This window comes from Bacillus sp. R86525 (assembly GCF_042466195.1).
Taxonomy (GTDB): Bacteria; Bacillota; Bacilli; order Bacillales; family Bacillaceae_G; genus Bacillus_A; species Bacillus_A nitratireducens.
In genome coordinates this window covers 3,792,512-3,819,263 of sequence record NZ_JAXHPX010000007.1, presented here as the reverse complement: position 1 = coordinate 3,819,263, position 26,752 = coordinate 3,792,512, and the positions used below count along the sequence as shown (strand labels likewise).

Annotated in this window: 36 protein-coding genes and 1 riboswitch; of the genes, 22 read left to right on the top strand and 14 right to left on the bottom strand. The window is 33.7% G+C overall.

The features are described 5' to 3' along the window. Positions 1-29: 29 nt before the first annotated feature. Positions 30-590 (bottom strand): cysteine hydrolase family protein, encoded by a 561-nt coding sequence (locus SJY24_RS22365; protein ID WP_377866240.1) that lies wholly within the window; start codon positions 588-590, stop codon positions 30-32. Between the two features lie 182 nt (positions 591-772). On the opposite strand from SJY24_RS22365, the gene SJY24_RS22360 reads away from it, so the two are divergent. Beyond that, entirely contained in the window at positions 773-1,033 is a 261-nt protein-coding gene (locus tag SJY24_RS22360) for a DUF6123 family protein (protein WP_001195212.1), read from the top strand. Between the two features lie 2 nt (positions 1,034-1,035). On the opposite strand, the gene SJY24_RS22355 is transcribed toward SJY24_RS22360, so the two are convergent. The 3 genes from SJY24_RS22355 to SJY24_RS22345 form a co-directional block, all read right to left on the bottom strand. Beyond that, entirely contained in the window at positions 1,036-1,941 is a 906-nt protein-coding gene (locus tag SJY24_RS22355) for a DMT family transporter (protein ID WP_377866239.1), read from the bottom strand. A gap of 13 nt (positions 1,942-1,954) precedes the next feature. Continuing rightward, positions 1,955-2,341, bottom strand: a complete 387-nt coding sequence (locus SJY24_RS22350; protein WP_377866238.1) for a reverse transcriptase-like protein — start codon at positions 2,339-2,341, stop codon at positions 1,955-1,957. A gap of 70 nt (positions 2,342-2,411) precedes the next feature. Next, entirely contained in the window at positions 2,412-3,284 is an 873-nt protein-coding gene (locus tag SJY24_RS22345) for an aldose 1-epimerase family protein (RefSeq protein WP_377866237.1), read from the bottom strand. Between the two features lie 131 nt (positions 3,285-3,415). Beyond that, positions 3,416-3,460: riboswitch (PreQ1 riboswitch) on the top strand. Between the two features lie 6 nt (positions 3,461-3,466). Between SJY24_RS22345 and SJY24_RS22340 the strand changes: the two genes are divergently transcribed. From SJY24_RS22340 to SJY24_RS22330, 3 genes are all read left to right on the top strand, one after another. Further along, positions 3,467-3,952 carry a QueT transporter family protein gene (locus SJY24_RS22340; protein ID WP_001026481.1) on the top strand — a complete coding sequence of 162 codons (486 nt, stop codon included), beginning with the start codon at positions 3,467-3,469 and terminating at the stop codon, positions 3,950-3,952. 151 nt (positions 3,953-4,103) lie between these two features. After that, positions 4,104-4,763 carry a ribonuclease H family protein gene (locus SJY24_RS22335; protein ID WP_377866236.1) on the top strand — a complete coding sequence of 220 codons (660 nt, stop codon included), beginning with the start codon at positions 4,104-4,106 and terminating at the stop codon, positions 4,761-4,763. A gap of 12 nt (positions 4,764-4,775) precedes the next feature. Then, positions 4,776-4,952, top strand: coding sequence for a zinc-finger domain-containing protein (locus tag SJY24_RS22330; protein ID WP_000358801.1), 177 nt, complete (start codon positions 4,776-4,778; stop codon positions 4,950-4,952). A gap of 33 nt (positions 4,953-4,985) precedes the next feature. Here the strand turns inward: SJY24_RS22330 and SJY24_RS22325 are convergent, their stop codons facing one another. Together SJY24_RS22325 and cspB are read right to left on the bottom strand one after the other, a co-directional pair. After that, positions 4,986-5,234, bottom strand: a complete 249-nt coding sequence (locus tag SJY24_RS22325; protein ID WP_000534728.1) for a DUF2564 family protein — start codon at positions 5,232-5,234, stop codon at positions 4,986-4,988. A 119-nt stretch (positions 5,235-5,353) separates the two neighbouring features. Further along, entirely contained in the window at positions 5,354-5,551 is a 198-nt protein-coding gene (cspB, locus tag SJY24_RS22320) for a cold shock-like protein CspB (protein WP_001161729.1), read from the bottom strand. A gap of 262 nt (positions 5,552-5,813) precedes the next feature. Between cspB and SJY24_RS22315 the strand changes: the two genes are divergently transcribed. The 8 genes from SJY24_RS22315 (at position 5,814) to SJY24_RS22280 (ending at position 12,372) form a co-directional block, all read left to right on the top strand. Further along, a complete protein-coding gene (locus SJY24_RS22315; protein WP_377866235.1) occupies positions 5,814-6,533 on the top strand; it encodes a YqcI/YcgG family protein in 720 nt (239 codons plus the stop codon). A gap of 147 nt (positions 6,534-6,680) precedes the next feature. Continuing rightward, positions 6,681-7,313: a LysE family transporter gene (locus SJY24_RS22310; RefSeq protein ID WP_000466555.1), complete on the top strand. Its 633-nt coding sequence runs from the start codon at positions 6,681-6,683 to the stop codon at positions 7,311-7,313. A 19-nt stretch (positions 7,314-7,332) separates the two neighbouring features. Then, positions 7,333-7,626, top strand: coding sequence for a hypothetical protein (locus SJY24_RS22305; RefSeq protein ID WP_000286371.1), 294 nt, complete (start codon positions 7,333-7,335; stop codon positions 7,624-7,626). A 77-nt stretch (positions 7,627-7,703) separates the two neighbouring features. Continuing rightward, a complete protein-coding gene (locus SJY24_RS22300) occupies positions 7,704-8,333 on the top strand; it encodes a sterol desaturase family protein (RefSeq protein ID WP_377866234.1) in 630 nt (209 codons plus the stop codon). Between the two features lie 246 nt (positions 8,334-8,579). Beyond that, positions 8,580-8,921 carry a DUF485 domain-containing protein gene (locus SJY24_RS22295; protein ID WP_377866233.1) on the top strand — a complete coding sequence of 114 codons (342 nt, stop codon included), beginning with the start codon at positions 8,580-8,582 and terminating at the stop codon, positions 8,919-8,921. A 2-nt stretch (positions 8,922-8,923) separates the two neighbouring features. Then, positions 8,924-10,474, top strand: a complete 1,551-nt coding sequence (locus SJY24_RS22290) for a solute symporter family protein (RefSeq protein WP_377866232.1) — start codon at positions 8,924-8,926, stop codon at positions 10,472-10,474. Positions 10,475-10,663: 189 nt separating this feature from the next. After that, positions 10,664-12,013, top strand: coding sequence for an aspartate aminotransferase family protein (locus SJY24_RS22285; protein WP_377866231.1), 1,350 nt, complete (start codon positions 10,664-10,666; stop codon positions 12,011-12,013). An 80-nt stretch (positions 12,014-12,093) separates the two neighbouring features. Next, entirely contained in the window at positions 12,094-12,372 is a 279-nt protein-coding gene (locus SJY24_RS22280) for a DUF3986 family protein (RefSeq protein ID WP_377866230.1), read from the top strand. Between the two features lie 63 nt (positions 12,373-12,435). Here the strand turns inward: SJY24_RS22280 and SJY24_RS22275 are convergent, their stop codons facing one another. Further along, a complete protein-coding gene (locus tag SJY24_RS22275) occupies positions 12,436-13,599 on the bottom strand; it encodes a cation:proton antiporter (protein ID WP_377866229.1) in 1,164 nt (387 codons plus the stop codon). Positions 13,600-13,865: 266 nt separating this feature from the next. Here SJY24_RS22275 and SJY24_RS22270 point away from each other — a divergent pair, with 266 nt between their 5' ends. Then, on the top strand, positions 13,866-14,696 hold the full coding sequence (locus SJY24_RS22270) for a MerR family transcriptional regulator (RefSeq protein ID WP_377866228.1): 831 nt from the start codon (positions 13,866-13,868) through the stop codon (positions 14,694-14,696). Positions 14,697-14,796: 100 nt separating this feature from the next. After that, entirely contained in the window at positions 14,797-16,152 is a 1,356-nt protein-coding gene (locus SJY24_RS22265; protein ID WP_377867299.1) for an MATE family efflux transporter, read from the top strand. 36 nt (positions 16,153-16,188) lie between these two features. On the opposite strand, the gene SJY24_RS22260 is transcribed toward SJY24_RS22265, so the two are convergent. Then, entirely contained in the window at positions 16,189-16,854 is a 666-nt protein-coding gene (locus tag SJY24_RS22260; protein ID WP_377866227.1) for a DUF421 domain-containing protein, read from the bottom strand. Positions 16,855-17,014: 160 nt separating this feature from the next. On the opposite strand from SJY24_RS22260, the gene SJY24_RS22255 reads away from it, so the two are divergent. From SJY24_RS22255 to SJY24_RS22230, 6 genes are all read left to right on the top strand, one after another. Continuing rightward, the gene (locus SJY24_RS22255; RefSeq protein WP_377866226.1) at positions 17,015-17,593 is read left to right on the top strand and encodes a YdcF family protein; all 579 of its coding nucleotides are present in this window, start codon (positions 17,015-17,017) and stop codon (positions 17,591-17,593) included. 148 nt (positions 17,594-17,741) lie between these two features. Next, positions 17,742-18,059, top strand: a complete 318-nt coding sequence (locus SJY24_RS22250) for a magnetosome magnetite crystal formation protein family (RefSeq protein WP_000678044.1) — start codon at positions 17,742-17,744, stop codon at positions 18,057-18,059. A 254-nt stretch (positions 18,060-18,313) separates the two neighbouring features. Then, positions 18,314-19,048, top strand: coding sequence for an oxygen-insensitive NADPH nitroreductase (gene nfsA / locus SJY24_RS22245; protein ID WP_377866225.1), 735 nt, complete (start codon positions 18,314-18,316; stop codon positions 19,046-19,048). A gap of 87 nt (positions 19,049-19,135) precedes the next feature. Beyond that, positions 19,136-19,720: a DJ-1/PfpI family protein gene (locus SJY24_RS22240; protein WP_377866224.1), complete on the top strand. Its 585-nt coding sequence runs from the start codon at positions 19,136-19,138 to the stop codon at positions 19,718-19,720. 285 nt (positions 19,721-20,005) lie between these two features. Next, complete coding sequence (locus SJY24_RS22235; protein ID WP_377867298.1) at positions 20,006-20,452, top strand: sigma-70 family RNA polymerase sigma factor; 447 nt, start codon at positions 20,006-20,008, stop codon at positions 20,450-20,452. Position 20,453: 1 nt separating this feature from the next. Beyond that, positions 20,454-21,065, top strand: coding sequence for a PH domain-containing protein (locus tag SJY24_RS22230; RefSeq protein ID WP_377866223.1), 612 nt, complete (start codon positions 20,454-20,456; stop codon positions 21,063-21,065). A 222-nt stretch (positions 21,066-21,287) separates the two neighbouring features. Here the strand turns inward: SJY24_RS22230 and SJY24_RS22225 are convergent, their stop codons facing one another. The 6 genes from SJY24_RS22225 to SJY24_RS22200 form a co-directional block, all read right to left on the bottom strand. Further along, positions 21,288-22,013 (bottom strand): sulfite exporter TauE/SafE family protein, encoded by a 726-nt coding sequence (locus SJY24_RS22225; protein WP_377866222.1) that lies wholly within the window; start codon positions 22,011-22,013, stop codon positions 21,288-21,290. A gap of 149 nt (positions 22,014-22,162) precedes the next feature. Then, positions 22,163-23,383, bottom strand: coding sequence for an MFS transporter (locus SJY24_RS22220; protein WP_377866221.1), 1,221 nt, complete (start codon positions 23,381-23,383; stop codon positions 22,163-22,165). A gap of 19 nt (positions 23,384-23,402) precedes the next feature. Next, positions 23,403-23,852 carry an ArsR/SmtB family transcription factor gene (locus tag SJY24_RS22215; protein ID WP_000459089.1) on the bottom strand — a complete coding sequence of 150 codons (450 nt, stop codon included), beginning with the start codon at positions 23,850-23,852 and terminating at the stop codon, positions 23,403-23,405. A 128-nt stretch (positions 23,853-23,980) separates the two neighbouring features. After that, positions 23,981-25,195 carry an MFS transporter gene (locus SJY24_RS22210; protein ID WP_377866220.1) on the bottom strand — a complete coding sequence of 405 codons (1,215 nt, stop codon included), beginning with the start codon at positions 25,193-25,195 and terminating at the stop codon, positions 23,981-23,983. Between the two features lie 6 nt (positions 25,196-25,201). Then, a complete protein-coding gene (locus SJY24_RS22205) occupies positions 25,202-25,669 on the bottom strand; it encodes a VOC family protein (RefSeq protein ID WP_377866219.1) in 468 nt (155 codons plus the stop codon). Positions 25,670-25,863: 194 nt separating this feature from the next. Continuing rightward, entirely contained in the window at positions 25,864-25,983 is a 120-nt protein-coding gene (locus SJY24_RS22200; protein ID WP_377866218.1) for a YjcZ family sporulation protein, read from the bottom strand. A gap of 282 nt (positions 25,984-26,265) precedes the next feature. Between SJY24_RS22200 and SJY24_RS22195 the strand changes: the two genes are divergently transcribed. Together SJY24_RS22195 and hfq are read left to right on the top strand one after the other, a co-directional pair. Next, positions 26,266-26,484, top strand: coding sequence for an aspartyl-phosphate phosphatase Spo0E family protein (locus SJY24_RS22195; RefSeq protein WP_097831851.1), 219 nt, complete (start codon positions 26,266-26,268; stop codon positions 26,482-26,484). Positions 26,485-26,539: 55 nt separating this feature from the next. Beyond that, positions 26,540-26,728, top strand: a complete 189-nt coding sequence (hfq, locus tag SJY24_RS22190; RefSeq protein WP_128281569.1) for an RNA chaperone Hfq — start codon at positions 26,540-26,542, stop codon at positions 26,726-26,728. The last annotated feature ends 24 nt before the right edge of the window (positions 26,729-26,752 follow it).

The following is a 26,752-nucleotide window of genomic DNA, read 5'->3' as shown; positions in this document are numbered from 1 at the left end:
AATCCTTCTGAATGAAGGATTCTTTTTCGTTAATCACGATATTGTTCGTGAGTTGGCTGAAAGAGATCTTCCTCGATATCTCTCACCATAGAAAAATGATCAACATTATAATGACCGTGTAGAGTTTTATTATGATGACCAATAATTTGCTCTGCAGACAATACGTCAGAATCAGTTGTGGAATGACCATTTTTAATTAATGTAACGTCAAATCCTTGTACAGTAGCTGTTCTAACGGCGGTGTCAATGCAATGCTCTGTTTTACATCCACCTATAACAATATGATTAATTTTTTCTTCTTTTAAAAGTTCAAGTAAAGAAGTGCCATAGAATGAGTTTGTTGCTGCTTTATTAATAAGGATTGCAGACTGAGGTACTTTAATTTGATTATGTACTTCAAATCCTACACCACTACCAGAAGCAACATCGATATCTCTTACGAAAACAATAAGGGCATTTGAATCTATTGCTTTCTGTACGGCTGTATTTAGTGTAGATAATAGCTCGGTTTTACGAAAAACTTCATTTTCTTGTTCATTTCCATCAATTAATTCTTGCTGAGCATCGATAATTAATAGTGCTTGTTTCATTTGATGTCCCCTTTAATATAAAATAAATTCCACTTTACATATTCTTTTATATTGTAAGGAACTCCTCTTTTGTCTACGAAGTAGACGATAGATTTACAAAGTTGTCAAAGAAATTTCATTCTCATAGCGTGTAAAAACATGTATGATAAGAAGTGGAGAATTTTTGAGTAGGTGGGAATATCATGCAAACAGTAGAAGATTATCTTTCATTCTTACATACGAAAGGATTTAAATTATCAGAGGAAGCACAAGGGTTTATTATGTTCGGACAAGGATACACCGGTGCGTCTGATGGAATTGTGAACGCAGCAATAGAAGCGACAATTAAACATCAATTACAGTTTGATGGTAGTTATTTTGTTGCGTTATTAGAACGATTGAAAGAAGAAGAAATTACAGATAAAAAAAGCGCTAAGGCTTTTATGCGGAAGTTACAAGCGTAACTTCACGCAGCCCGCGCTTCTTTTTTTGTTTTGGAAGGTAGTTCAACAAAAACCATACCTAGGAAAATACATAGACATCCGATAATAGCAGAAATAGAAAGCTGTTCATTTGCAACGAGAACGCCTGTTAAGGCAGCAAAAACGGGCTCCATTGCGAAAATAATTGCTACTCTCGTTGGAGACGTATGTTTTTGTGCCGATGTTTGAATGAAAAAAGCAATGGATGTCGCGAATAGGGAAGTTAGAAATAGAGCAAATAAAAAGGAAGAATTCGTCCATAGTGCTAATGAAAGTAATTTTTCCCAATCTTCAAACAAAAAGGCGCAAATAGAAGAAAACATACCAACAGCTAATACTTGCGACGTACTTAACAATAAAGGTGATATTTTCTTAGAAAAGAAGCCGTTAACAAGAATATGGGCAGCGAAAGCAACTGCACAACCGAGAACGAGTATATCTCCAATGTTTAATTGAAAAGAATCGCCAGCCGTTAATAAGTATAAACCTGCTGTTGCTACAGCAATACCAAGTACGATAAAAATGGTAGCTTTTTGTTTTAAAAAGATAAAAGACAAAATTGGTACCATAACGATACTAAGCCCTGTTAAGAAACCAGCTTTTGAAGAAGTTGTATAAAGTAAGCCGAATGTTTGTAATACATAGCCAACACATAAAAAGAATCCAACGATTAATCCAGCGAAACTACTCTGTTTTATATCTTGTTTTGAAGATTTTTTTGAGAAAATCATTTGAACGAATAATAAAATAATTCCAGCGAATAAAAAACGAATACCATTAAAAGTAAATGGACCAACAAAAGACATAGCATTTTGAACGACAACAAACGTAGCTCCCCAAATAAAAGAGACAAATAACAAAGCAAGAGGAGCAATCCAATCTTTTTTCACACTCATACCCCCGTTAATTTTGTAAGATAGCTTTTCTAGCTAATTCATCAGCGACTTTATTTTGACTACTTGGAATCCACTTAATAAAAAAGAGATCGAAACTTTGTATGTACTGCAGTGCTTCCTCTAATAGTGGTGCAAACATTTTATTTTTTGCGTATTCTTTTTCAACAGCTCGCTCGACAAGTTGCGAATCTGTACGAAAAGAGACAATGTTATAATTATGCTCCATGCAATATTTTAATGCTGCAAGTAAAGCGTGGTATTCTGCTTCATGATTGGACATTGTCCCAAGGGGCAATGATAATTGTACAGCTGGTTGAACCCCTTTAATAAACACTCCTGCACCAGAAGGACCAGGATTTCCTTTTGATGCACCATCAATATATACTTCAATCAAAATGAGAAACCTCCAAATTATAAGATTATCCCCTACTTACATGTTTCCTTGAAGTAGGGGATAGAGTAACTTAGCCGATTGTAATACTATAACGACATGTAAATGTTTCATTCGCTTGTAAAGATTGAATTCCTTTTTTTTCCTTGAAATCTTTTGCTGGATTTACTTCATCAGCAATCCCGTACCAAGGTTCAATACATAAGAAAGGTGCGTTCTCGCCTGGTGTCCATACGCCAACAAATGGGAATCCATCAAATTCTACTTTTACAAATTTATTATGTTTATGAGAACGAATAGAGATTTCATTCGTATTCATATTTTCAAAAATAAGCGCATCATTTTTGAATAAATCGTATGTAAGTGGTAATTCATTCGTATTTTCAGCGATTAATTGCTTTTTACTTGAAAGGTAAGGTCCTTCTAATACGCTTGTTTCTAAGCGTTCAGAACCATTAAATGATAAATGATAATCTGTAAATGATTCGCCCTCTAATAAGGGGAAGTTGAAACCAGGGTGTGCTCCGATTGAGAAGAACATCTCTTTTGAAGTAGGATTATTTACTTCATATGTTACATGAACGATTTGTCCGTCTAGCTCATAAGAAACGAGTAATTCGAATTCGTATGGGTATTTTTTTAATGTTTCTTCATTACTAGTAACGATATAAGTGATTTTCGTTTCACTTTGTTCTTTTACAGAGAATGTAAGATCACGAGCAAAGCCGTGTTGTGTTAAAGAATAAGGTTTACCATCTACGTAATATGTATCATCTACTAATCGGCCGACAATTGGGAATAAAATTGGTGCGCGGCGCCCCCAATAAGTAGAATCGCCTTGCCATAAATATTCAGTGTTATCTTCTTTTAAGCGAACGCTTTGTAATTCTGCACCTTTGTCAGAAATGGAAACGATCACTTTTTCATTTTGAATTGTTGCTGTCATGAAGTGAAACCTCCTAAATCTTTCATATGTTTTATTATACGTTGTCCAAAAGAAAAAAGGTAGTAAATGATAGGAATCTATTGACGAAAGAGTGCCTATTGCGTACAATATAATCTTGTTGCTTAAAAACGAATAACGTGGTTCGAAACCATCCCACGTAAAAAAACTAAGGAGATTTTGTCATGAATATAAGAACATTAGTCGGTAATGGTATTTTAGCGGCATTATATATTGCTGTTTCTATGCTTATTCAGCCATTTGGCTTTACCAGTGTACAGTTTCGTATTTCAGAGATGTTTAATCATCTCGTTGTATTCAATAAGAAAGCAATTTACGGGATTGTATTAGGTGTATTTTTAACGAATCTCTTTTTTTCACCTATGATCGCTTATGATTTAGTATTTGGAGTAGGACAATCGATTCTTGCACTACTTGCAACTATTATTTCTATGCGCTTTATTAAAGGTGTTTGGGCTCGTATGATTTTTAATACAGTTATTTTTACAATTACAATGTTTATGATAGCAATTGAACTTCATCTTGCATTTGATTTACCATTTATGTTGACTTGGTTAACTTGTGCAGTTGGTGAATTTGTTGTAATGGCAATTGGTATGCCTGTAATGTACTGGATTAATAAGCGAGTGCAATTTGAAAGATTTATGTAATAGATGAAAGAGCTATTCCTATAGGGATAGCTCTTTTTGTATGTAATCACATTGAATATAATGCTGTGACTCTTGATACAATATAATAAAATAAAGTGAGGCTTTCATTAGCTGGCTACATATAAGAAGTCTTATATAAGGGGAATCTAGTATGAAATATAAAATTCATTGGTTGTATAAAACGAAGCGCGGTTTACAGACGGGATTAACGACAGATTATATGAACATAGAAGATGTAATGCAATTTGCAGAGGATTTTGAGAAAACAGGAAGAGTGAAAGAACTATCATTTTATGATGAAATGGATGCAGAATGGTCATTAAAGGAAATGAAAAAGCTGAGTAAACAAGTGGAAGAAGAGCCCCAAGAAATACTTGTTTATTTTGATGGGGGTTATGATGTACAGACGAAAGAAGCTGGAGTAGGTATATGTGTATACTATAAAAAAGGAAATACAAAATACCGAATTCGCCGTAATGCATATATAGAAGGTATATATGATAATAATGAAGCGGAGTATGCAGCATTATTATACGGGATGAATACACTCGAGGAATTAGGGATTAAGTATGAGGCAGTTACACTTCGTGGTGATTCTCAAGTTGTACTGCAGCAATTGGCTGGAGAATGGCCTTGTTATGATGAGCATTTAAATCATTACTTAGATCAAATTGAACAAAAAGCGAAGCAAATGAAACTAAAACTTGTATGTGAGCCGATATCTAGAAAACAAAATAAAGAAGCGCATCAATTAGCTACGCAAGCATTAGAAGGAACAGTCATTGATAGTCATAAAGAAATAACCGAATAGAGAGGTGCAAAGGTGGATAAAAAGCAACTCATTACAGAGGTAAATGACTTATTAGAAACGTATTGTGAAGGATGTTTCTTGCGAGAACATAATCGAAAGACAAATAGTAAGTATTATGCTCATTCATTTTGTATACGACAATGTACAGTTGGAGAAACATTGAAAAAGTATGGAGAACAGTTATCATGAAAAAACATCCAGAGAAAATTCTCTGGATGTTTTTTAGTGCTTTGCTTCATGTAATTGATGCTCGCACTTACTTAATTTCTTTTCCTCATTCATTAAAAATGGCTCATCTAAATCTGTTGCAACAGATTTCATAATTTCAAGCTGAGAGCGAGCTGCTTCTACTGCAGTAGAAGCATGCTCTAATGTGTCCGGATCCATTGAGATGGTTGCAGAACCTACCATTTTTTGTGCAGTTTCCACACGGAATTTTACTTCTTCAAAATCATTTACATGTGAACCCATTGTTATTGCCTCCTTTGTATTTTGCGCATTTCACATAGTTTTTGCTCTGTAAAACGGAAATATACAAAGGAATAATAAAGAAGGTTACCAAGTTAGGTAACCTCCTGTCATATGTTGGATTAAAGTTTTACTACGTTAGCAGCTTGAGGTCCACGGTTTCCTTCAGTAATGTCGAAAGATACTTCTTGACCTTCCTCTAAAGCTTTGTAGCCGTCACCTTGAATAGCAGAGAAATGTACGAATACATCATCAGAGCCGTCCATTTCGATAAATCCAAAACCTTTTTCATTGTTAAACCATTTTACTTTTCCTTGCATGTTACAATTCCTCCTAAAAAACGATTACTTTTTTCATTTAGTGAAATTCATTAAAAAGAAAATAAAATTTTAAAATGCTATATTCTAGAATATTCTGCTAAATGATTAATTTAAATATACACGAATTGGTAGAATTTAGTCAAGTAAGCGGTTTTATTTTTTGTATTTTTAAATAACTTTCCGCTCAAATTTTTAATAAGGTATAGGACAAGCCGCGTATGTAATATTCTTAAATGAAAGCTGTACATAATGAGGTGAAAGAATGGATGAGTCTTATTTATTAGATAATGAAGGAATGAAAAATAGAGTCGACATACCGAATTGGGTTGCAAAAGAATTTCATGATTTTTCGAATGTCGTGCTAGAACCAACTTTTCCGTGTTATTTCGGTTTAACAGCTTTGAAAAAGAATGAACTTCGTTATTCATTTCTCTCTCATAATGATTGGGAGCATTTGCCTAATACAATGTTATCTTTTTTGGAGTTAATGAAAGAACGGCCAATTGTAAGAAGAGGATTTTTTCTTTTTGTAGAACCGGAATGTGAGGAGAAATCAATCGAATATTATCGAGATTATTTTTGGAAAGTACTACAATATTTACATGAAAACGATGATAAAACATGGCCGAAGCAAATTCCTGAAGATCCAGATCATTATTTATGGGAATTTTCATTTGGTGGTGAACCGATATTTGCGTTTGGAAATGCACCGGCTTATAAACAGCGAAAGACTAGGCATTTAGGAAATTCTCTCGTTATTGGATTCCAGCCACGAACTATTTTCGAGGGCTTAGAAGGAGATCGTCCTAAAGGTTCATATTCGAGACAAATGGTTCGTGAGCGAGTGGAAAAGTGGGATCAGCTGCCGAAGCATCCTAACATTAGTCACTATGGCGATCCTGACCATCGTGAATGGAAGCAATATTTTATTGGAGATGATATAGAACCGATTAAAGGTAAATGTCCTTTTCATCATAGATAGAGAAATAAGAGCCATCAACTGGATGGCTCTTTTGTATATTTTGGATAAAAAAGGGTATTGTATTAGTGAATAATTTTTATGAAAGCTAGTCTATTTTCTATATTTGCATCATTACTTAATAGTAAAAGAAGTAGAAAGGATAGAGCGATGTTTGGAGCAATTATACAACAAATAGTATTGGGTATTTCATTAGCTGCACCGGTAGGTCCAATTAATATTGAAATGTTAAAACGTGGAATTGAACGTGGATTTTGGCATGCGTGGATTGTTGGAATCGGAGGAATGACTGCTGATATTTTGTTTATGCTTCTTATTTATTTTGGTTTATCTTCTGTGTTTATGTATACATATGTACAAGCTTTTATGTACTGCACTGGGTTTTTCCTGTTATTTTATTTAGGATTTCAAAGTGTAAAACAAGGAATCTCCCACTCGAATATGGAATATAACAAAGAAGAGGTAGGTGGACTTAAACAATCCTTTATGGCGGGATTTTTAATTGCGATATCCAACCCATTAAATCTCGTTTTTTGGTTTGGCATATACGGAAGTACACTTAGCTCATTGCTTACAAAGGTAACGAAACAAGAAGCTTTTTTGTACAGTCTTTGCATTATTATTGGTATTATTTTGTGGAACTTAAATATTGCTTTTTCTGTACATTTTGGAAGAACTTTATTAAAACCAAAAGCACTTGGCTATATTACAGCCGGAGCAGGTATTATTTTAGTAGGATATTCTATCCATTTTGCATACAAAGCTTTACAGTTGTTCACATAAGATTGAAGGGGAGATTTTTATGTATCGAACCACTATTGACGGAAAAGAAATTATCATCACGTTAGCACCAAAAATCCGAAAAGAAATTACTGACAGGAACCCATTATATGAAGCGGTATTTAAAAATGCAGCAAGGTTGCTGCAAACGAAACAACCAACGTTTGCGGTAAATCATGAAATATTTGGGCTTATTATTGGAGAAGTACAAAGGGGTGAAGTAACAGTGTTTGCAGTAGAACACATTATCCCGAAGCAAAATATATTTGGTCCGAACACTTTTTTCTCGACAATAGAACAGCAGGCAAATTTGTAAAGTGAATAGAATAAAATAGAAAAGAAATAGTCGTAACGATATGTTACGGCTGTTTTTTGGGAAAAGGGGGAAGAAAGATGAAGAGAGTGGTGAAAGAATTCTTTTTGCAACATGATATTGTTATTATGTATAGTATTTTATTAATTTTTATCGTTATTTTAAAAATGCAATTTTTTACATGGATCGGTATGTTAGCGTGTCTGTTTGGGATTGTTTTTTATACGTTTAACGAGTATATGACACATCGTTTTTTATTCCATTTAAAGCCGCCTAAAAACGCATTTTTATTAAAAATGTTAAGAAGATTACATTATGATCATCACGTATATCCAGATGATTTAAAACTTTTATTTTTACCTGTATGGTTTAGTATACCTAGTTTTACTATATATCTACTTATATCATATGGCATTACAAAAAGTGTTACAGTTACACTTTCGTTTGGAATCGGAATGATTATTATGCTCCTCGTTTATGAATGGAAACATTATATTGCACATAAGCCGATTCGTCCCTTCACTAAGTTTGGAAGATGGCTAAAAAAACAGCATATATTACACCATTATAAAAATGAAAAGTTTTGGTTTGGTGTTTCAAATCCAGTATTCGATTTTATATTTGGAACGCTTAAAGATGGAAAAGAAGTTGAATTAAGCGAAACAGCTCGTAATTTAGAAAAAGAGAAAAAGACAGAAGTGGTGCGATAAGCACTACTTTTTTATTCTGTTTTAACGAGAATAAAAGCTTGATTGGTGTGGATTGAAGTACTCGAATTTTATGGTGAAAAAGTATATTAAAAACTTGGGGGAAAATGCCGAAAAATGTCTATCGAAAAATCTTTGCAGGAATGTACGGATTGTCTAAAATGAAAATAAGTTTCTGAATATTTATAAAATTTAGTCTTTAGGTATACAAGGGGGAAGTTCATTTCAAGTAAGAGAGGGGACCAGATAATGAAACGAGATGATACGTCAGCACGTAAGTTACAAAATGAGGTGAATTATACAGAGGTTGTTCAGTCAGAAGAGTTTCAATTGCTATTAAATAAGAAAAAGAAGTTTATCGTTCCGATGAGTATTTTCTTTTTAAGTTTTTTTATTACATTACCTATTTTAACATCGTATTCAAAGGGGCTTAATACACCGGTATTTGGTGATGTTACATGGGCGTGGGTATTTGCATTTGCGCAATTTATAATGACATGGGCATTATGTATGATTTATAGCAAAAAAGCAGAATCCTTTGATGAAATCTCGCAAAAAATTCTGCAAAATATGCAACAAGGGAGGGGCTGACTTTGAATACAACCGCTTTTGCACTATTTTTAATTATCGTCCTTGGTACACTCGTTATCACGTATTTCGCATCGAAAAAAACGAAAAATGCGAGTGAGTTTTATACGGCTGGAGGGGGATTAACTGGTTGGCAAAATGGTCTGGCCATTGCTGGGGATTATATGTCTGCTGCGTCATTTCTTGGTATCGCTGGAGCAATAGCGTTAACGGGATTTGATGGTTTCTTTTATAGTATAGGTTTCTTAGTTGCTTACTTAGTTGTATTATATCTAGTTGCAGAACCGCTTAGAAATTTAGGGAAGTATACGTTAGCAGATATGATTGCGGCGCGTTTTGATGCAAAAAAGGTTCGTGGTATTGCAGCACTTAATACGATGACTATTTCAATTTTTTATATGATTGCACAATTAGTCGGTGCAGGTGCACTTATTAAATTATTATTAGGAATAGAATATACGACATCTGTTTTAATTGTTGGTACACTCATGACAGTGTACGTTATTTTTGGAGGTATGACTGCTACGAGTTGGGTACAAATTGTAAAGGCTGTATTACTTATGGCAGGTACATTTATTATTTCTGTTATCGTTTTCTCGAAATTTAATTTTAGTGTGACAGAAATGTTCGCTCAAATGAAAACAGCTACTCCATTGAAGGAATCGTTTTTAAATCCAGGAGTAAAGTATAAAGATGGTCTGGATACACTTTCTTTAAATTTAGGACTAGTTCTTGGTACGGCAGGATTACCGCATATTCTTGTCCGCTTTTTCACAGTACGTGATGCGAAAACTGCACGTCAATCTGTTGTGTACGCTACGTGGCTAATCGGTGCATTTTATATTATGACGATTTTCTTAGGATTTGGTGCAGCTGCATTTGTAGGAAATGAAGCAATTATTAAAGCGAATCCAGCTGGTAATATGGCAGCACCTTTATTAGCTAAAGCGTTAGGTGGAGATTTCTTATTCGCATTCGTATCGGCGATTGCTTTTGCAACAATTTTAGCTGTAGTAGCAGGTCTTGTATTAACGGCAGCATCCGCATTTGCTCATGATTTTTATAATGAGATTATTCGCAAAGGAAAATCCACGGAAAAAGAACAAGTTTCCATGGCTCGTTATGCGTCTATTGGAGTAGCGATAGTATCTATTATACTCGCTTTATTTGCGCAAACATTAAACGTAGCATTTTTAGTATCATTAGCATTTGCAGTTGCTGCTAGTGCAAACTTACCAGTCATATTATTCACAATTTATTGGAAGCGTTTTAATACAACGGGAGCGATTTGTGGTATGATTGTCGGTCTTGTATCAGCAATCGTTCTCGTAGCGTTAAGTCCAAACGTTTGGAATCCTATAGCTGGAAAAGCTATTTTTGTCGGGGAAGCGATATTCCCATATACGACACCTGGAATTGTTTCAATTCCACTTGGATTCCTTGCAGCATATTTAGGAACTGTTTTTTCTAGTAAGAAAGAAGATGCAGCGAAGTTTGATGAAATTCTCGTGAAATCTAATACTGGTCATGGTATTAGTGATGCATCTTCACATTAAAAAAGAGGAGCTTTTCGAATTAAAAGAAAAGCTCTTTTTCTTTTGTCATTTTCTTATAAATATTACTGTGTTGTAAGTAGGATTTGTCAAAATTTTGTGGAATGAAAATAAGCAGGGAGAAATTTAAATCATCATGGCACCAGCGCAGCTTTTGTGAAAAATAAGTTGTTATGGAAGGTGGAAGAAATGATGAAGACAAAACAAACCGATGAATTATTAGCAAAAGATGAGCAATATGTTTGGCACGGAATGCGTCCCTTTAGTCCAAGTAATACAATGATAGGGGCAAAAGCAGAAGGGTGCTGGGTTGAAGATATACAAGGAAAAAGATATTTAGATAGTATGAGTGGTCTTTGGTGTGTGAATAGTGGATACGGAAGAAAAGAGCTCGCAGAGGCAGCTTATAAGCAATTGCAAACATTATCGTACTTTCCGATGTCACAATCACATGAGCCAGCTATAAAGCTTGCTGAAAAGTTAAACGAGTGGCTTGGTGGAGAGTATGTTATATTCTTCTCTAATAGTGGATCAGAAGCGAATGAAACAGCTTTTAAAATAGCAAGGCAATATTATGCTCAAAAAGGTGAACCGCATCGTTATAAGTTTATGTCACGTTACCGCGGATATCATGGAAATACAATGGCGACAATGGCAGCGACAGGACAAGCGCAGCGTAGATATCAATATGAGCCGTTTGCTTCAGGATTTTTACACGTAACGCCTCCAGATTGTTACCGTATGCCAGAAATGGAATCACAAAATATTTATGATGTAGAGTGTGTAAAAGAAGTCGATCGTGTCATGACATGGGAATTAAGTGAAACGATAGCAGCATTTATTATGGAGCCAATCATTACAGGTGGAGGTATTTTAATGCCGCCACAAGACTATATGAAAGCTGTTCACGAAACATGTCAAAAACACGGGGCACTACTCATTAGCGATGAAGTTATTTGTGGTTTTGGGCGTACAGGAAAAGCATTTGGGTTTATGAACTATGACGTTAAGCCTGATATCGTTACGATGGCAAAAGGTATTACGAGCGCATACTTACCATTATCAGCAACAGCTGTGAAAAAGGAAATTTATGAAGCATTTAAAGGAACGGGAGAATATGAATTCTTCCGCCATATTAATACATTTGGTGGAAACCCAGCGGCTTGTGCATTAGCGCTTAAAAATTTAGAGATTATGGAAAATGAAAATTTAATCGAGCGCTCTGCACAAATGGGTTCACTTTTATTAGAGCAATTAAAAGAAGAAATCGGAGAACATCCACTTGTTGGGAATATTAGAGGGAAAGGGCTATTAGTTGGGATCGAACTAGTAAATGATAAAGAAACGAAAGAGCCAATTGATAATGATAAAATCGCAACTGTTGTAAATGCCTGTAAAGAAAAAGGACTTATTATTGGGCGTAACGGTATGACAACAGCAGGATATAATAATGTCTTAACATTGGCACCGCCGCTCGTTATATCAGGTGAAGAAATTGCTTTCGTTGTTGGTACGTTGAAGACGGCGATGGAGCGTATTTAATTAATTGAGCGAGCTGTAATATACAGCTCGCTTTTGTTTATTACGTGAAATAGGATAGCTTTTTAAAGGAAGGGATATTAATGGAGAAATATGATCCTAGTAAACATTATCACATCGGATATTATGAAGATGGATATGATTTAGAAGTGACAGCGTATAAAAGAATAAATGAACCAATTTGGGATGCCTATATTCCACACTATGAGGTAGATGATTTTTACAAAAAAGTGGAGGAAATGAAGCTAGGTGAATATATAGATGATTATGGCATTAAGGTGTATTCATTTAGTAATGATATTGATGATGAAGAAGCACGATATATATTTGAAAACTGGTTAAAAATGAATGGAATTGTTTAAAGATAAAATGAAAAAGGAGATTGCTATCTTATAAGATAGCAATCTCCTTTTATTATATGAAACTTATTTACTTGCTTTCATTGCTTTATCTTTTGCACCAAAAGTGTATTTTAACATTGGTGGTGTAATCATTGTAGTTAAAATAACGACAATAACGATAGCTGTAAAGTAATCTTGTGCTAATAGGCCAGAAGAAAGTCCTGTTCCTGCGATGATAAGAGCAACTTCACCACGAGAAACCATACCAGCGCCGATAATTGCAGAAGACTTTGCGTCAAATCCAGTCATTCGTGCACCGAATCCACAACCAATTAGTTTCGTTAATACAGCAATTACTGTTAATGCTAAGATGAACCAAATTTGATCGCCAATACCGTCAAATGTAATATTCATCCCGATACTAACGAAGAACACTGGAACGAACATAGCGTAAGCAATTGGTTCTACTTTCTTTTCTACTTCATGTTTGTAGTTCGTTTGAGAAATAGCGATACCAGCTGCGAAAGCACCGATAATACCAGCAATTCCTAATAGTTCACCGAAATATGCGAATGAGAAACAGATGATAAGAGCCGCGCTCACGATAGACTCAGATACGCGTAGTGGCGATAACCAGCGCATGATCGCAGGAACACCTTTCCATCCGATTAAAATAATAGAAGCGAAGAATACAACTTTCTTCAAGATAATCATTGTTAAGTTAACATCGTCTGTACCTAAGAAGCTCATTGCGAATGCTAATAAAATAACAACAAGAATGTCATCAAATACAGCAGCGCCAAGCATCGTCGTACTCTCACGTGTTTTCATCTTACCTAAATCGCGAAGTGTTTGTACGGAAATACTAACACTTGTCGCACATAGAAGTAATCCTAAAAATACAGCATTTCCTTGTTCCATTCCGATAACAAGACCAGAAACGTAACCACCTACGAATGGAAGAATGATACCTCCAAGTGCAACAGCTAAAGAAGAATTACGATTTGCGTTTAATTCTTCTAAGTCTGTTTCAAGTCCTGCCATAAACATTAAAAGAATAACACCGACATTACTTAATTGTGTTAAAAGCTCTGAATTTTCAATCCAACCGAATACAGCTGGACCGATAACGATACCGACAATTAATTTACCTAGTACAGAAGGTTGACCTAATCTAACACTAAGATCACCAGCAAGCTTTGTACTTAATAAAATAAGTGCAATTTGAAAGAAAAATTCGAATTCCATCGGATCCTCTCCTCATCATTTTTATTTTTATCATACGATTTCTCGGAATTTGCCTAATGAAAATATGTAAAACCCATTAAACAAAGGGTCTGATTACAAGTTCTTTTGAACTCGTAATTTGAACCTGTAATTAATATATAATAAAATTTATTAAAAATCAATGAAAAAATAGCAGATTTTCATGAGAGGATTCGTTTTAGAAATGGGAGATATAGATATATAATAGGAAGTAATAAAGTTTACATATAATGAATGGAGAAAGAAAAATGTTATTAAATAAACGTTTTACCATTGGAGAAATGGCAAAAATGCATAATATAGCGGAATCTACATTACGTTATTATGACGAGAAAGGAATTTTTCATCCGTCAATTGTTGATCCGCAAACCAATTATCGCTATTACACAATCGATCAGTTTTCACTATTAGATACAATTAAATTTTTACGCCAATTAAATATCTCATTAAAGGAAATAAAAAAATATATTGATGAACGGAATCCGTCTTATGCGCTGAATTTACTAGAAAAACAACAAGAAATGATGCGAAAAAAGCAAAGAGAAATCGAGTATGCTTTGGCAAAAATGGAACATAAAATTCATTTAATGAAGAAAGCGACGAAAGCGGAAGCAGATCGAATTGTAATTAAAAAGATATCGAAGAGAAAAATAACAGCAATTGCGGTTGCACCCAATACAACAGATGATATGTTTGAATATTATATCCATTCGCTGCAAAAAAATATGAAGCAAATTGATAATAGTGTATTTTCAGGAGATATCGGTGTAACAGTTTCAAAAAAAGCATTAATTCAACATGAGTTTCAAGCGTATAGTAGTATTTTTATTCTTTTGGATTATATGCCTTTTCAAGTTCAGACTTCTGATGAAATTAAAGAAGGTTTATTTGCTTGTTCTTATCACCATGGACCATATGAAGAAACAGACGCAACGTATACGGAATTATTAAAGCACATTGATAACGAAGGATACGAAGTAAGCGGAGATGCACTTGAGCTTGCGTTAATTGACTGGTCTGTAACAGAAAATCCGAAGGAGCAAGTAACGGAAATTCAAATACCTGTTGTTAAAAAATAAATAAAAAATAGGCTTATATATTTTTTGATTCTCTATTGACCTTCAAGTAACTTGAAGGTTTAAACTGTGAACAGAGCATTGAAAAAGGAGCATTTATATGATGGAAACAACAGAAAAATTAAGAGAAAAACCAATTAAAAGTTTATTTATTACTTATTTAATACCAGCTGTTCTTGGAATGGTATTAATGTCGGTTAATATTGTGATTGATGCGGTCATGATTAGTAGAGGAGTTGGCGCAAACGGCTTGGCAGGAGTAAACGTAGCTATTCCAGCGTTTTCAATTTTCTTCTCTATTTCATTATGGATTGGAATGGGTGGAGCAACGTTATATTCCATTGCACTAGGGGAAAATAAACTGGAAAGAGCGAGGTCTATTTTTACTCAATCTATGACAGTGGCAGTTATTATCGTAGCTGGTTTAGCAGCTATTTGCTTATGGAGAATAGAAGATATAGCATACTTCTTCGGTGCAAATGAAGTGATTTTACCATATGCGTTAGACTATTTACACGTGTTATTAACGTTTGGAATGATATACGTGTTAGAAAATATTTTAAGTACATTTATACGAAATGACGGAAATCCTAATTTAGCAATGGCGGGTCTTGTTGTAACGGCTGTATTAAATATAGTGTTTGATTATATCTTTATTTTCATCTTTGGATGGGGCGTAACAGGTGCTGCTTCAGCGACTATTCTTTCAGCAGCGATTGGTTTCCTCGTATTATTATCTCACTTCTTTAGAAAAAGTAGTATTTTAAAATGGACGAAATTCCATTTTGAATGGGATACGATTAAACAAATTATGGTGATTGGTTTCCCGAGTTTTACAGCAGAAAGTACAGTTGCAATTGTAACGATTGGTTTTAACATTGCTTTCGTTCAATATGCAGGAGAAGTAGGAGTCGCTTCCTATGCGATGGTGAATAGTATTCATGCGATGGCATTACTATTATTCTTCGGTGTTGGAGCAGCATTACAACCAATTGCTAGTTTCCATTATGGTGCAAATTTATCAGAAAGATTACGTGAAGGATTGCAGTTCGCTGTAAAAATTGCAGTAGTACTCGGAGGTATTGCAATTGTCATCGGTTTATTCTTCGGGAAATATATTATTGGTTTATTTGATGTTCAATCGCCAGAACTACTGGAGTTAACGTTAACAGGTATTAGTTTATTCTTTATTCAATATGTATTTTTAGGCTATAACATTGTATATGGAGAATACTTCCAATCAGTGCGACAAACGAAAAAATCAGTACTTATAATAATGAGCAGAGGTTTACTATTTATTATTCCATTGTTATGGATTATGCCGAAATTATTTGGTATAAACGGAATTTGGCTCGTTATGCCAGTAGCAGAAGTATTGACAGCAATTATCGTATTTACGATGAATCGTATGAAACATCCTGTTCCGTTAAACATGGCGAGAGAGAAAGAAGCAATATAGTGAAGAAAATCCCCTTGAACAAATAAGGGGATTTTTTCATTCTTTTAAACTAATCGCAAAAGATCCATCTGTCTCCTGCACAGAAGCGAAAGCAACGTTTTTAATATTTGTAACGCCTTTCTCCTTTAACTCTGCATGTAACCACTTTTCGTTTTTGTGGATTAACTTTAAGTTATCGTATTGAATTTGTGAATCAACGATAAGAGCAATTGGTAATCCTGCATACTTAACATCTATGTTCAAATCTTTCGGAGTCAATGGTACGAGTTCTCTCTTTGGTAAAATGCTAATGGCTCCATTCGCTTCTAAAATAGCGTATTCAATTTCATGAACACTTGGATATCCGGCGACGCGAAGGTTAGAAAGCAATTCGGGTATTGGATATCTACTTTTCTTTAAGTTCTCAAAAATAATATCACCATGTTTAATTAAAATGATAGGGTGTCCGAGAATAAAACGATTTAGTTTGTTGAGTAAGCTTAATTTTGTAAGAAGTAAATGCAAACATGTAATAACGACCATACCGAGAAAGGCTTGCAAAGCACCAGAGACTGGTATGGCCTGAAAAGCTAAATAAGATAAAAAGATAATAGCACCAAAATCATGAGGAGTTAGTTGTGCTAAAGCAGATTTACCGAGCATCTTAAGTGATAGTAAAAATAAGATAAAAAAGAACGATACGTTACATAAAAAGAGAAGCAATAGAGACACTCCTTCGTGCAAAGTTGTACTTACTGTTCCCGAAAGGAATATAAATATTACTTTCTAGAGGATAAATTAGGATGAATTGGAATTTGTCTGTATACAAACGAATAAGTGGATATTATGATGAAAGAAGCAAATGACATAGGAGTATATGGATATGAGAAAGAAGAAAATAATTAAGTATCTTATAGGAATTATAATGGCTTGCACCGTTTATGCGGGATTTTTACAATATAACATTTATAAGCATGGGCATATGAATGCCACCTACGATGCTGATTACATAATTGTATTAGGATCGAAAGTAAACGGAACGAAACCATCGTACTCATTGCAATATCGTATTGATAAAGCAGCTGAGTATTTACAATCACATGAGAAAACAATTGCTATTGTATCTGGAGGCCAAGGAAAAGGTGAAGATATTACAGAAGCATTAGCGATGAAACAAGGATTAATGAAACAAAATATTGCAGAAGACCGCATTATAATGGAAGACCGTTCGACGAGCACAGATGAGAATATTAAATTCTCAAAGCCTTTAATTCCGGACAAAATGAAAAAAGGAATGATCGTTACAAACGATTTCCATATGTTTAGAGCGAAAAAAATAGCAGCAAAACAAGGTTTACAATTAGAAGGTCTTCCAGCCGAAACACCGAAGCGAATTGTCATTCCATCGAATATACGAGAGTATTTAGCCATTACGCAATATTGGTTTATGAATCGAATATAGAGAAAAGCAATCCCGCCTGAAATTTCAGGCGGGATTATTTTTGAGGGAAATCTTACAAATATGTCATGTTCATGAAAGGTAAAGCGATAGTTTCTAGAATGCATTCCTGACATAATGAAGATAACAAAAAACATTAGAGGTGGATCGGATGAAAGGAAATAATATATTATCTTCACTATGTTACTTTAGTATCTTTTTTGCACCATTTTTACTGCCAATTATCGTGTACTTCGTTGCGGAGGATGAAGTGAAATATCACGCGAAAAAAGCATTTTGGTCACATATTTTCCCATATGCGATTTTATTTGGTGGATTAGCAGTATCAGGCATATATGGTTTAAGCTTCAATCAATCTGATGGTGCAGGAATTGGAATGATGATCACATATGCAGTATTCATTCTTGTAGGGATTTATTACTTCATTTGGAATATCGTAAAAGGTATCAAAGTTTTGAAAACGGCGTAATAAGACAAGAAATAATTTGGTGTAAATCTGTTGTTATTTGTCGGTAATTCGATATATTCGAAAAAACGTTGATATAGTACAAGGAAATGTTGATATATTTAAATTATTGTCTATATAATTTCATTTACCGTATTGATAGATGTTTAAAAAAAGAGCAATTCAAAAAGAATTGCTCTTTTTGTGCTTATAAGTTGTGAATATTGAAAAAGATATGTTAATTTTTCATTATGAAGAGAAAAAAAGGAGTGTTTTTCATGAATGAGATTATACATAAAATGGAGCAACACGTTTCAGTTCGTAAATATAAAGAAGAATCAATTCCGAAAGATGTAGTAGAAAGAATGGTGCAAGCTGCACAACATGCGGCTTCCTCACATTTTGTACAGGCGTATTCTATTATATATGTAACAGACCAGGAACTAAAGAGTAAACTAGCTGAATTATCCGGGAATCGTCACGTGAAAGACTGTGCAGCATTCTTTGTGTGTTGTGCAGACTTAAAACGACTTGAAATGGCGTGTGAAAAACATGGTACAGAGATAAAACATGAAGGAGTGGAAGATTTTATTGTTGCGACGGTAGATGCTTCACTTTTTGCGCAAAACTTAGCACTTGCAGCTGAATCATTAGGATACGGTATTTGTTATATTGGCGGAATTCGTAATAACCCGAGAGAAGTGAGTGAATTGCTTCATTTACCGGATAAAGTATATCCGGTATTCGGAATGACAGTCGGCGTACCAGATGAAGAGCATGGAGTAAAACCACGATTACCGGTAGCAGCAATTCTTCATGAAAATGGATACGATGAAAAGAAATATGATGAATTATTAAACGAATATGATGAAACGATGAGTGCGTATTACAATGAAAGATCGTCAAATCAAAAAAACGTAACTTGGACGGAATCAATGAGTTCATTTATGTCCAAAGAGAAAAGAATGCATATGAAAGAGTTTTTAAGTGAGAAAGGATTAAATAAGAAATAAGTAAAAAGGCAAACCTGTAATGCGGGTTTGTCTTTTTTGGAGGAGAAATGTGATTGTTTTCGAATTGGTATAGAGGGAGGCGATAATATGAGGAAAGCTTTAATCTTTTTATTTGATGGATTTGCAGAATTTGAAGTGAATATAGCGAGTTTATTTTTGACAAGTAAGGAATTCGGAATAATAACAGCAACTGTAGACGGAAAAGTAGTTACAGGAGAAGGTGGATTTTTGTGTCAACCACATGTCTCTATAGAGCATATTGAAGTAGTCGACTATGAAGTGTTTATTGTACCAGGAGGACATATCTTTGATCATTTAGAAAATGAACAATTGTTATCTATCGTGAGTGAATTACATAAGCAGAATAAATGGATAGCGGGTATTTGTGCAGGAACAGCTTTACTGCATGCAGCAGGAGTGCTTAATAAGAAGAAATTCTCAACATCATTAACATCAGATGAAAAACAATTAGCGCATTTACATGAATGGGAATATAAACAAAATAAAGATGTAACTGTGGATGGTAAGGTCATTACAGCAGTAGGGTCTGCATATGTTGAATTTGCCGCTGAAATAATGAAGCAGCTCAATTTATTTAACGAAGCTGAAGCGAAGGAGAACTTGCAATACTTTAAAAATGTAACAGAGCTTTGTGATAAAACGTTAGTTTAAGTGAATAGTTTGATTGTTAATACCTAAGTTCAGAATGTAGATATTACTTTCTGAACTTAGGTATTTTATTTGTTATCATATACATAGAAATAAAAATTAATAAATTTTTACAAAAGTGATAGAAAATGAGAATGAAATGCCAATAGTAAGTAAAAGCAGCTGCTAAAGGGGAACTGAGGAAGGATGATGTTTATGATTTTTGATTCTGAAGAGGATTTAATTATAGCTATGAAAAAACGCGATCAAGATGCTTTGAAAGAAGTAATTGATCAATAAGGAAAATTAATTTTGTACATTATTCATAAATCATTAAGTACCCCTATTGAAAAACAATATGTGGATGATTGTTATAATGATGTATTTACTATCATTTGGTTTAATATCGAACAATTTGATATAGAAAAGGGAAACTTAAAATCTTGGATGATTGGTATTACTAAATTAAAGGCATTGGAATATAAAAAGAAAGTATATAAAGAGAATAAAATCGATAAAGATGTAGAAGTAGATACAGGTATCCATGATAGGTATGAAATAGAACAAGAAGAAGAGATTATGGAACTCGTACAAGATTTAAATACAAAGGATCGATATATCTTTTTAAAGAGGTATATTGATGGGTATTCCATTGACGATATTGCAAAAGAATTAAAAGTAGCGGCTGACTATATATACAATCGAATTTCTCGTGGGAAGAAAAAACTTCAAAAACTGTGGAAAGGGAGTGTGTAATATGGATAAAAGATTATTATCGATGTTAAATGAGCTCCAATATTCAGAAGAAGAAATTACACGTTTAGAGAAAGAAGCGAATGATTCTATAAATATAGATAAGTATTATGTAAGAAATGGAGAACTATTAAAAAAATTAACTGTACAAATGTTAGAAGAATCAATTCGCAACGAATTACAAGCTGATGAAGAAATCGAGAAGGAACTGTTAGTAGACGAAGGATGTATGGTAAATAGTAAAGTCATACCGAATATATTATACGCAGGAGCTACCTTTTATTATTATATCGTTTTAACGAATAAAAGAGTGATAATGAAAGGGTTAGATTGCTATTTTAAAAAGACAAATGAACATAGCATGCCAATAGAGGATATACAAGCTATTTCGCAACATAAAAAAATGAAAAATGTTTTTGAGATTAAATATAATAACAATTATATACAATTTGGAAGTGTTGCGTATGCACATGAAATTGCAATGATTATTATAGAGTTAAAAAAACGCGGAGTAAAAGTAGGAAAGTATACAGACTTAGAAAAAGGTTGGATGATTTTCTTCAGTGTATTTGTAATAGCAATGGGTAGCCTTCTAGCTTTACCATATTTAATATAAAAATAAAAAGCGGCATAATAGCCGCTTTTTATCGTTTAATTAGTATTTAAAGGATCTTGTAGTTTTCAAATAATCTACTTATGAAAGAATTACTAGTGGATTAGTACTTGTAAACTGAAAATAAAGTTATTTGATTTTTGGAGTGAAATTCTGCACCGTACTTAAAAATACAACAATAATTTCATTTAAACCAAGCTATTATTGCGCAATCTAAAGCATTTTCTATAACGAATTCAAACTTTCAATCAGAAGATAAATACCCGTGCAACTCAAAAGGGTATATGTAAATATTTTGAAAATCTGTTGATTAAGCCATTTGAAAATAATTTGACCTATATACAAACCTAAAAATACGATTGGAATAGCATAAAAACTTGATTCCCAAATTGTTTTGTTTGTGCCAGTAAAGAGTATTTGAGTTAGTAGACTAATGAAATATATAAATAGATAAAAAGCTAAAGTAGTTGCTCTCAACTTCTCTTTTTTCGTATCAGTTCCTGTAAAATAAAGTAACAGGGGAGGACCTGGCATACCGATACTTGTCGTTAAAAGACCAGATAATCCGCCAACTATGAAATCTCTAGATTTTGTTGATTTAATCTTAAAGTTGCATATTAGCATCAACGTTAATAGTAAGAGCAGGATGCTAATTGCTAATTTAAATGTGTTGATGTTAATGGAAATGAAAATTAAAATACCAAAAGGAACACCAACTATACTTCCGAAAATTAATCTTTTCAGTAGAATAAAATCAATGTCCATTCTTATTTTCCAAATGAGTGATATGGAAATAATTAATGATAAAATGATATTTATTTGTATAGCTTCTTGTGGTAGAAATAACATGAGTAAAAAAGGTGTTGCCATAATAGAAAAGCCAAAACCTGTACTTGTTTGTAAAATAGAAGCTACTAATATAATACATACGAAAATGAATATAATCTCCAAAATAGCCCCCCTACATAATTAAATCCAATAAATATTTTAACATAAAGTGAAATTTTAATCAGTGGGGGTTTTGTTCATTCCCCACTGATTATTAGCCCACACCAATTGGGATCTTACTGCCCGGCAAATAGCCGCTTTTTATCTTGCAGTTAATATTCCAATGATGATCCTGTAGCTTTAAAATATTTTTCTCGTGAAGGCGTCATTACCCGGATTGCTAATAAACAGGAAAGGAAAAGAATGAGTAATGAGCTACTTATTACAGTAATTTGAACGGAAAGAAATTGTGCGGATGCTCCAATTGCTAAAATGAAAAAGATTTGGATGAAATTTTTTATGGAATCAAACACGCTATCGATACGTCCTATCATATGTACAGGGATGTTATTTTGATAAAATGTTATAAAGCCAGTACCAGCAAATGATGAAGAAATGCCAAGTAAAATGAAACCGCTCGCTGCGACTATAAATGAATTTGAGAAGGCAAAAATCACATAACCTATTGCTGTGAAAATCATACCTAATCCGATACAATGTTGAATTGCTAATCGTTTGGCAAAGAGAGAGACGAGAAATGAACCGCAAACGTAAGCAGCACCAGTTATACTAACAAGCATGCTATATTCTATATCGGATAAAAACAGTACTTGATTTGTGAAAACAACTTCTTGTGAATCGAGTGCCATAGAAACAAGCATAGTGGATTGAAATAAAACAAATATAAGAATAATGTAAGTTTCTGTTCGAGCGAATGAAAAAACTTGTTTCCAATCACTTCGTAATGTTTGTACGAAAGTATTTGCAACCTCTTCGTTTTGCTTTGTTTGTAATGTAATGTTTGGCAAGAAGTAAATGAGAATGGTAGAAAGTAGAAATGAAAGTGAATTGCAGTAAATAACAAGGTCTGCCGAGTAAGTAGTGAGAAGTATTCCAGAAAGAGCTGGACCGATAATAAAAGCCCCGTTTGTACACAGGCTATTCCAAGCATTAAATTGAGCACGATCTTCAGCTCGTATAAGCATTGTTTTATAAGTAAATGAAGCTGGATCGAAAAATGATGTAGCGATGCGAGTCAAAAAGATAAAAATATAAATGGCCCAAATAGAATCAAATAGTGGGATACAGCCAATGAGAGCTGCTCGAATTATATCTGTGATGAGCATAATGGACCGTTTGTTTAATCGATCTACTATACTACCAGACCATATTTTTGTAACAACGGTGGCAATTGGACCTACAATCCATAATCCTGCTACAGCAGCAGGGGAGTTTGTGCTATTTAATACCATTAAGTTTAGAGCGATGAGATACATAAAATCACCTAAACGAGAAATTCCTGTTCCCGACAATAATAATAATTTATTTTTCATAAACCAATGGACCTTTCTTTCATTGTTTTTTAATCCTGCAGGAAATAGCGTATTCCTCTTCAGAGTTTGATTGACGAGCGGTTTTGTTTTCCCAGCGTAATAAAACTTGTGTAATCTCCCAAGTAAGCTGTTGTAATTCCTCCGGAGTTAAAAATAAATGAGATACAATATGACTACCTGTATTCGTTCCCTCTGTGCCGCTTTCTTCAATATAGAAATGAGCAGCTTTTGCTTTATAATATTTTTCAATAATCCCTCGTTTTTCTTTCGTTTCTACTAATTCAAGTAACCCTCCATCATATAAAATTTGAACGTGATAATGAACGCTACCAGCAGATTTGTTTAGTTTAGTAGCTACTTGCTTTGCAGTGAGTGCTTCGTCTTTTAAAAGGTGAAGAATTTGAATACGAGTTGCATTGGAAATGAGCTTCTGCTGCTCAGCTGAAATAGTAAGTCTATCGTCAAACATTATGGTATCTCCTTTCTTATGATCTAAATTTATTGTACATTCTAAAAAATTAGAACGTAAGAGAAATAAATCGCCTTTTTCCTGTAAATTTCGACATAAATAAAAATAGCATGTACATATACATGCTATTAAGTGATAGTAGATTCTTCACTAAGTTCCCCGCCATAAAATAAGAAAAGCCATATAAAACTAACGAAAATACAGCATATAGCTAGCGAACTACCGATTATTTGCGGAGAAAGTATTTCTAAAAGCCATCCTGTAATAAACATAGATAACTGAATAAGCGATCCGTAGATGGAGTAGTGGAATGAGAAAACTTTACCAATCATGTTTTCTTCTGTATACATTTGTAGCAATGTCGTATCAAGTGGAACGATGATTCCTCCTGCTATGCGCATACAAAATAGAGTAATGATACCGATAATAAGTTGATCGGATAAAATGAATCCGAGAAAGAAAATTCCTTGTAGTAAATAGGCCCAACCAAATGCTCTTTTCATTTTGTCTTCATTTTTAGACATATAAAGATTAACGAGGAGACTGCCAATCATAAGTCCAGCCCCTTGAGCCGTATATAAAATACCAATGTTAGTGTGGAAGATTCTCTCGGCATAGATTGTTAGAAGTAACTGATAGGCACCTCCAATAATGCCCCATGAAATGCCGACAAAAATTAATGTTAAAATAATTTTGCTTTGTAATATGTATGTATAACCATCTTTTATATCAGTAAAAAATGCTTTTTTCGTGGTAAAAGTATCACGAGCAGGAATACTCATTTTATAAATAATATAGGCTGAAATAAAGTATGATAGGCTATTAATAAAAAAGGCAATCTCGATACTTAAAGATTGTGCAATCATCCCACCTAAGGAAGCTCCCATAATAGACATAAAACCATTGATTGTACTAGAAAGAGAGTTAGCGGTTACTAAATGCTTTTGATGTACGATATTTTTTAGAGTTGATTGCTTAGCAGGCTCGAATAAGCAAGAGAGTACTGATAAGCATATATTAGAAACGAAAATAATTTCAATTTTGTAGAATGCTAATAAATAAGTGAGGACGATAATTCCTCGTAAAATATCGGTGAAAATCATAATTTTCTTTTTTGAAAAATGGTCTACAATTCCGCCTATGAATGGACTCAGAAGAAGTTGAGGTAACCCTTTGCTCATAAAGGTGAGTGCTAACATAAATGAAGATTCTGTTATGCTATAGACGAGTGTTAATAAAGCGACAGTATGAAACCAATCCCCAAGTACACTTAATGTTTGACCATAAAATAGTTTTTTAAAGTTTTTATTTGTTCTAAGAAGTGTGGAATAAGAAATTGACATGAGAAATTAAACCTTATCTATAAGTGATGCCTGTACTTGTTTTTTCCATTCACTTAAATACATTTTCTCTGCTTTAGGTAGTCCAACAGGCAATTGTGTAATGAATTCTAAACTATTTCCATCAGGATCGTTAAAATATACGGAGGCGTGTGCTAATTCTGGAAAAACGATTGGTTCAATTGGTTCCATTCCAAAGTCTTTTCGTGCTGAAATTCCTTTTTGTTTGAGCCAGTGTATTGCGTTTCCTAAATCGTGTAAGCTTACTTGGAAGGCGATATGTCGTAAGGCTGGATGATAATTGACTTTGTATTCTTTTCCTGCCCAAAGACCAATCCAACTTTCATTTTCTACAATCCAAAAGAAGGCGATATCTTTGTCTCTTTTATATAATTTTAACCCCAGTGATTCATAAAAAGATATCGAAATTTCTAAATTACAGACAGGTAAATGTGCTTCATAAAGACCTTTAATCATTATAATCCTCCTTAGTAAAAATGTTTTCTTATTCAATAGTAAACGATGTTTTGTTTATTGAAATCGCAAAATAGAAGGAGAATAAACTCATACGAAAGTATGAAAAAACAGCTCAAATATGAGCTGTTTTCGTATAGTTTTTAGTTAACATATTTCATTCATTTAGAGTTTAGCGAAAAGGATACGTATTATATTTAAAACCCGCCGCCGCCGCCACCCCAACAGCTACATCCGATAATGATTAGAAGGATGAATAGTACGATGAGTAAAGCAAATCCACCGCCGAAACCAGCGCAACTACCACCAAAGCTCATGTTTTTTCCTCCTTTTTAGGAAATTAATCTATATAACTAATGGATTACTTTATAAGATATGTTTTTTATTTGGAAAAGGAGCAAGTCTTACTTTTAATTAGACAAGAGCCTGTGAGCTAATTTAGATAGGACATACACTTAGTTTCATAGCACTTTTTGAAAAGGGTAAAACAATATGGAAACGTATAATAGGTGGATGTAGCTTACAATTACATTAAAATTTCTTTTCATGAATATAAAATTTGTAAAAAAAACCATTTTTTTATTTTTTTATCGGTAAAAATGTACTATAATTTTACAAGTAATATTATGGGAAAAGGGAGTTTTAGTGTAGAGATGGAGATGGGACAATTACACAATAAAATAGAACACAAAAAGAAAGAGTTAATTCAACTTGTTGCTAGGCATGGATTAGATCATGATAAAGTTTTGTTATTTAGTCGAGATTTAGATATACTAATTAATAAGTTTATGAATATAAAAGACAAAGTATGCAAGTGATTAATCTTTAATTTTTCATATTAGGATTATTTACTGATAAAGGAGAGAACAATTATTGGAACATTTACAAGAAGAGCTGTATAAACAAATAAAAGAAGAAAAAGGTGCAGTTACTATATTCTTAAAGAGCGGAGTAAGAATAGTAGGGGAAGTAGCTGGAGTAGATAGATTTACAGTATTAATGTTAGTAGATGGAAAACAACAACTTATTTATAAGCAGGCAATATCAACAATTATGAAATAAGACACTCGAAATGAGTGTCTTATT

Bases quoted from the DNA above. Each gene is read 5' to 3' on its own strand.
- SJY24_RS22365 (WP_377866240.1), bottom strand. From the start codon at position 590: ATGAAACAAGCACTATTAATTATCGATGCTCAGCAAGAATTAATTGAT.
- SJY24_RS22360 (WP_001195212.1), top strand. From the start codon at position 773: ATGCAAACAGTAGAAGATTATCTTTCATTCTTACATACGAAAGGATTT.
- SJY24_RS22345 (WP_377866237.1), bottom strand. From the start codon at position 3,284: ATGACAGCAACAATTCAAAATGAAAAAGTGATCGTTTCCATTTCTGAC.
- SJY24_RS22340 (WP_001026481.1), top strand. From the start codon at position 3,467: ATGAATATAAGAACATTAGTCGGTAATGGTATTTTAGCGGCATTATAT.
- SJY24_RS22335 (WP_377866236.1), top strand. From the start codon at position 4,104: ATGAAATATAAAATTCATTGGTTGTATAAAACGAAGCGCGGTTTACAG.
- SJY24_RS22325 (WP_000534728.1), bottom strand. From the start codon at position 5,234: ATGGGTTCACATGTAAATGATTTTGAAGAAGTAAAATTCCGTGTGGAA.
- cspB (WP_001161729.1), bottom strand. From the start codon at position 5,551: ATGCAAGGAAAAGTAAAATGGTTTAACAATGAAAAAGGTTTTGGATTT.
- SJY24_RS22315 (WP_377866235.1), top strand. From the start codon at position 5,814: ATGGATGAGTCTTATTTATTAGATAATGAAGGAATGAAAAATAGAGTC.
- SJY24_RS22310 (WP_000466555.1), top strand. From the start codon at position 6,681: ATGTTTGGAGCAATTATACAACAAATAGTATTGGGTATTTCATTAGCT.
- SJY24_RS22305 (WP_000286371.1), top strand. From the start codon at position 7,333: ATGTATCGAACCACTATTGACGGAAAAGAAATTATCATCACGTTAGCA.
- SJY24_RS22300 (WP_377866234.1), top strand. From the start codon at position 7,704: ATGAAGAGAGTGGTGAAAGAATTCTTTTTGCAACATGATATTGTTATT.
- SJY24_RS22295 (WP_377866233.1), top strand. From the start codon at position 8,580: ATGAAACGAGATGATACGTCAGCACGTAAGTTACAAAATGAGGTGAAT.
- SJY24_RS22285 (WP_377866231.1), top strand. From the start codon at position 10,664: ATGAAGACAAAACAAACCGATGAATTATTAGCAAAAGATGAGCAATAT.
- SJY24_RS22280 (WP_377866230.1), top strand. From the start codon at position 12,094: ATGGAGAAATATGATCCTAGTAAACATTATCACATCGGATATTATGAA.
- SJY24_RS22275 (WP_377866229.1), bottom strand. From the start codon at position 13,599: ATGGAATTCGAATTTTTCTTTCAAATTGCACTTATTTTATTAAGTACA.
- SJY24_RS22270 (WP_377866228.1), top strand. From the start codon at position 13,866: ATGTTATTAAATAAACGTTTTACCATTGGAGAAATGGCAAAAATGCAT.
- SJY24_RS22265 (WP_377867299.1), top strand. From the start codon at position 14,797: ATGGAAACAACAGAAAAATTAAGAGAAAAACCAATTAAAAGTTTATTT.
- SJY24_RS22255 (WP_377866226.1), top strand. From the start codon at position 17,015: ATGAGAAAGAAGAAAATAATTAAGTATCTTATAGGAATTATAATGGCT.
- SJY24_RS22250 (WP_000678044.1), top strand. From the start codon at position 17,742: ATGAAAGGAAATAATATATTATCTTCACTATGTTACTTTAGTATCTTT.
- nfsA (WP_377866225.1), top strand. From the start codon at position 18,314: ATGAATGAGATTATACATAAAATGGAGCAACACGTTTCAGTTCGTAAA.
- SJY24_RS22240 (WP_377866224.1), top strand. From the start codon at position 19,136: ATGAGGAAAGCTTTAATCTTTTTATTTGATGGATTTGCAGAATTTGAA.
- SJY24_RS22230 (WP_377866223.1), top strand. From the start codon at position 20,454: ATGGATAAAAGATTATTATCGATGTTAAATGAGCTCCAATATTCAGAA.
- SJY24_RS22220 (WP_377866221.1), bottom strand. From the start codon at position 23,383: ATGAAAAATAAATTATTATTATTGTCGGGAACAGGAATTTCTCGTTTA.
- SJY24_RS22215 (WP_000459089.1), bottom strand. From the start codon at position 23,852: ATGTTTGACGATAGACTTACTATTTCAGCTGAGCAGCAGAAGCTCATT.
- SJY24_RS22210 (WP_377866220.1), bottom strand. From the start codon at position 25,195: ATGTCAATTTCTTATTCCACACTTCTTAGAACAAATAAAAACTTTAAA.
- SJY24_RS22205 (WP_377866219.1), bottom strand. From the start codon at position 25,669: ATGATTAAAGGTCTTTATGAAGCACATTTACCTGTCTGTAATTTAGAA.
- SJY24_RS22200 (WP_377866218.1), bottom strand. From the start codon at position 25,983: ATGAGCTTTGGTGGTAGTTGCGCTGGTTTCGGCGGTGGATTTGCTTTA.
- SJY24_RS22195 (WP_097831851.1), top strand. From the start codon at position 26,266: ATGTACTATAATTTTACAAGTAATATTATGGGAAAAGGGAGTTTTAGT.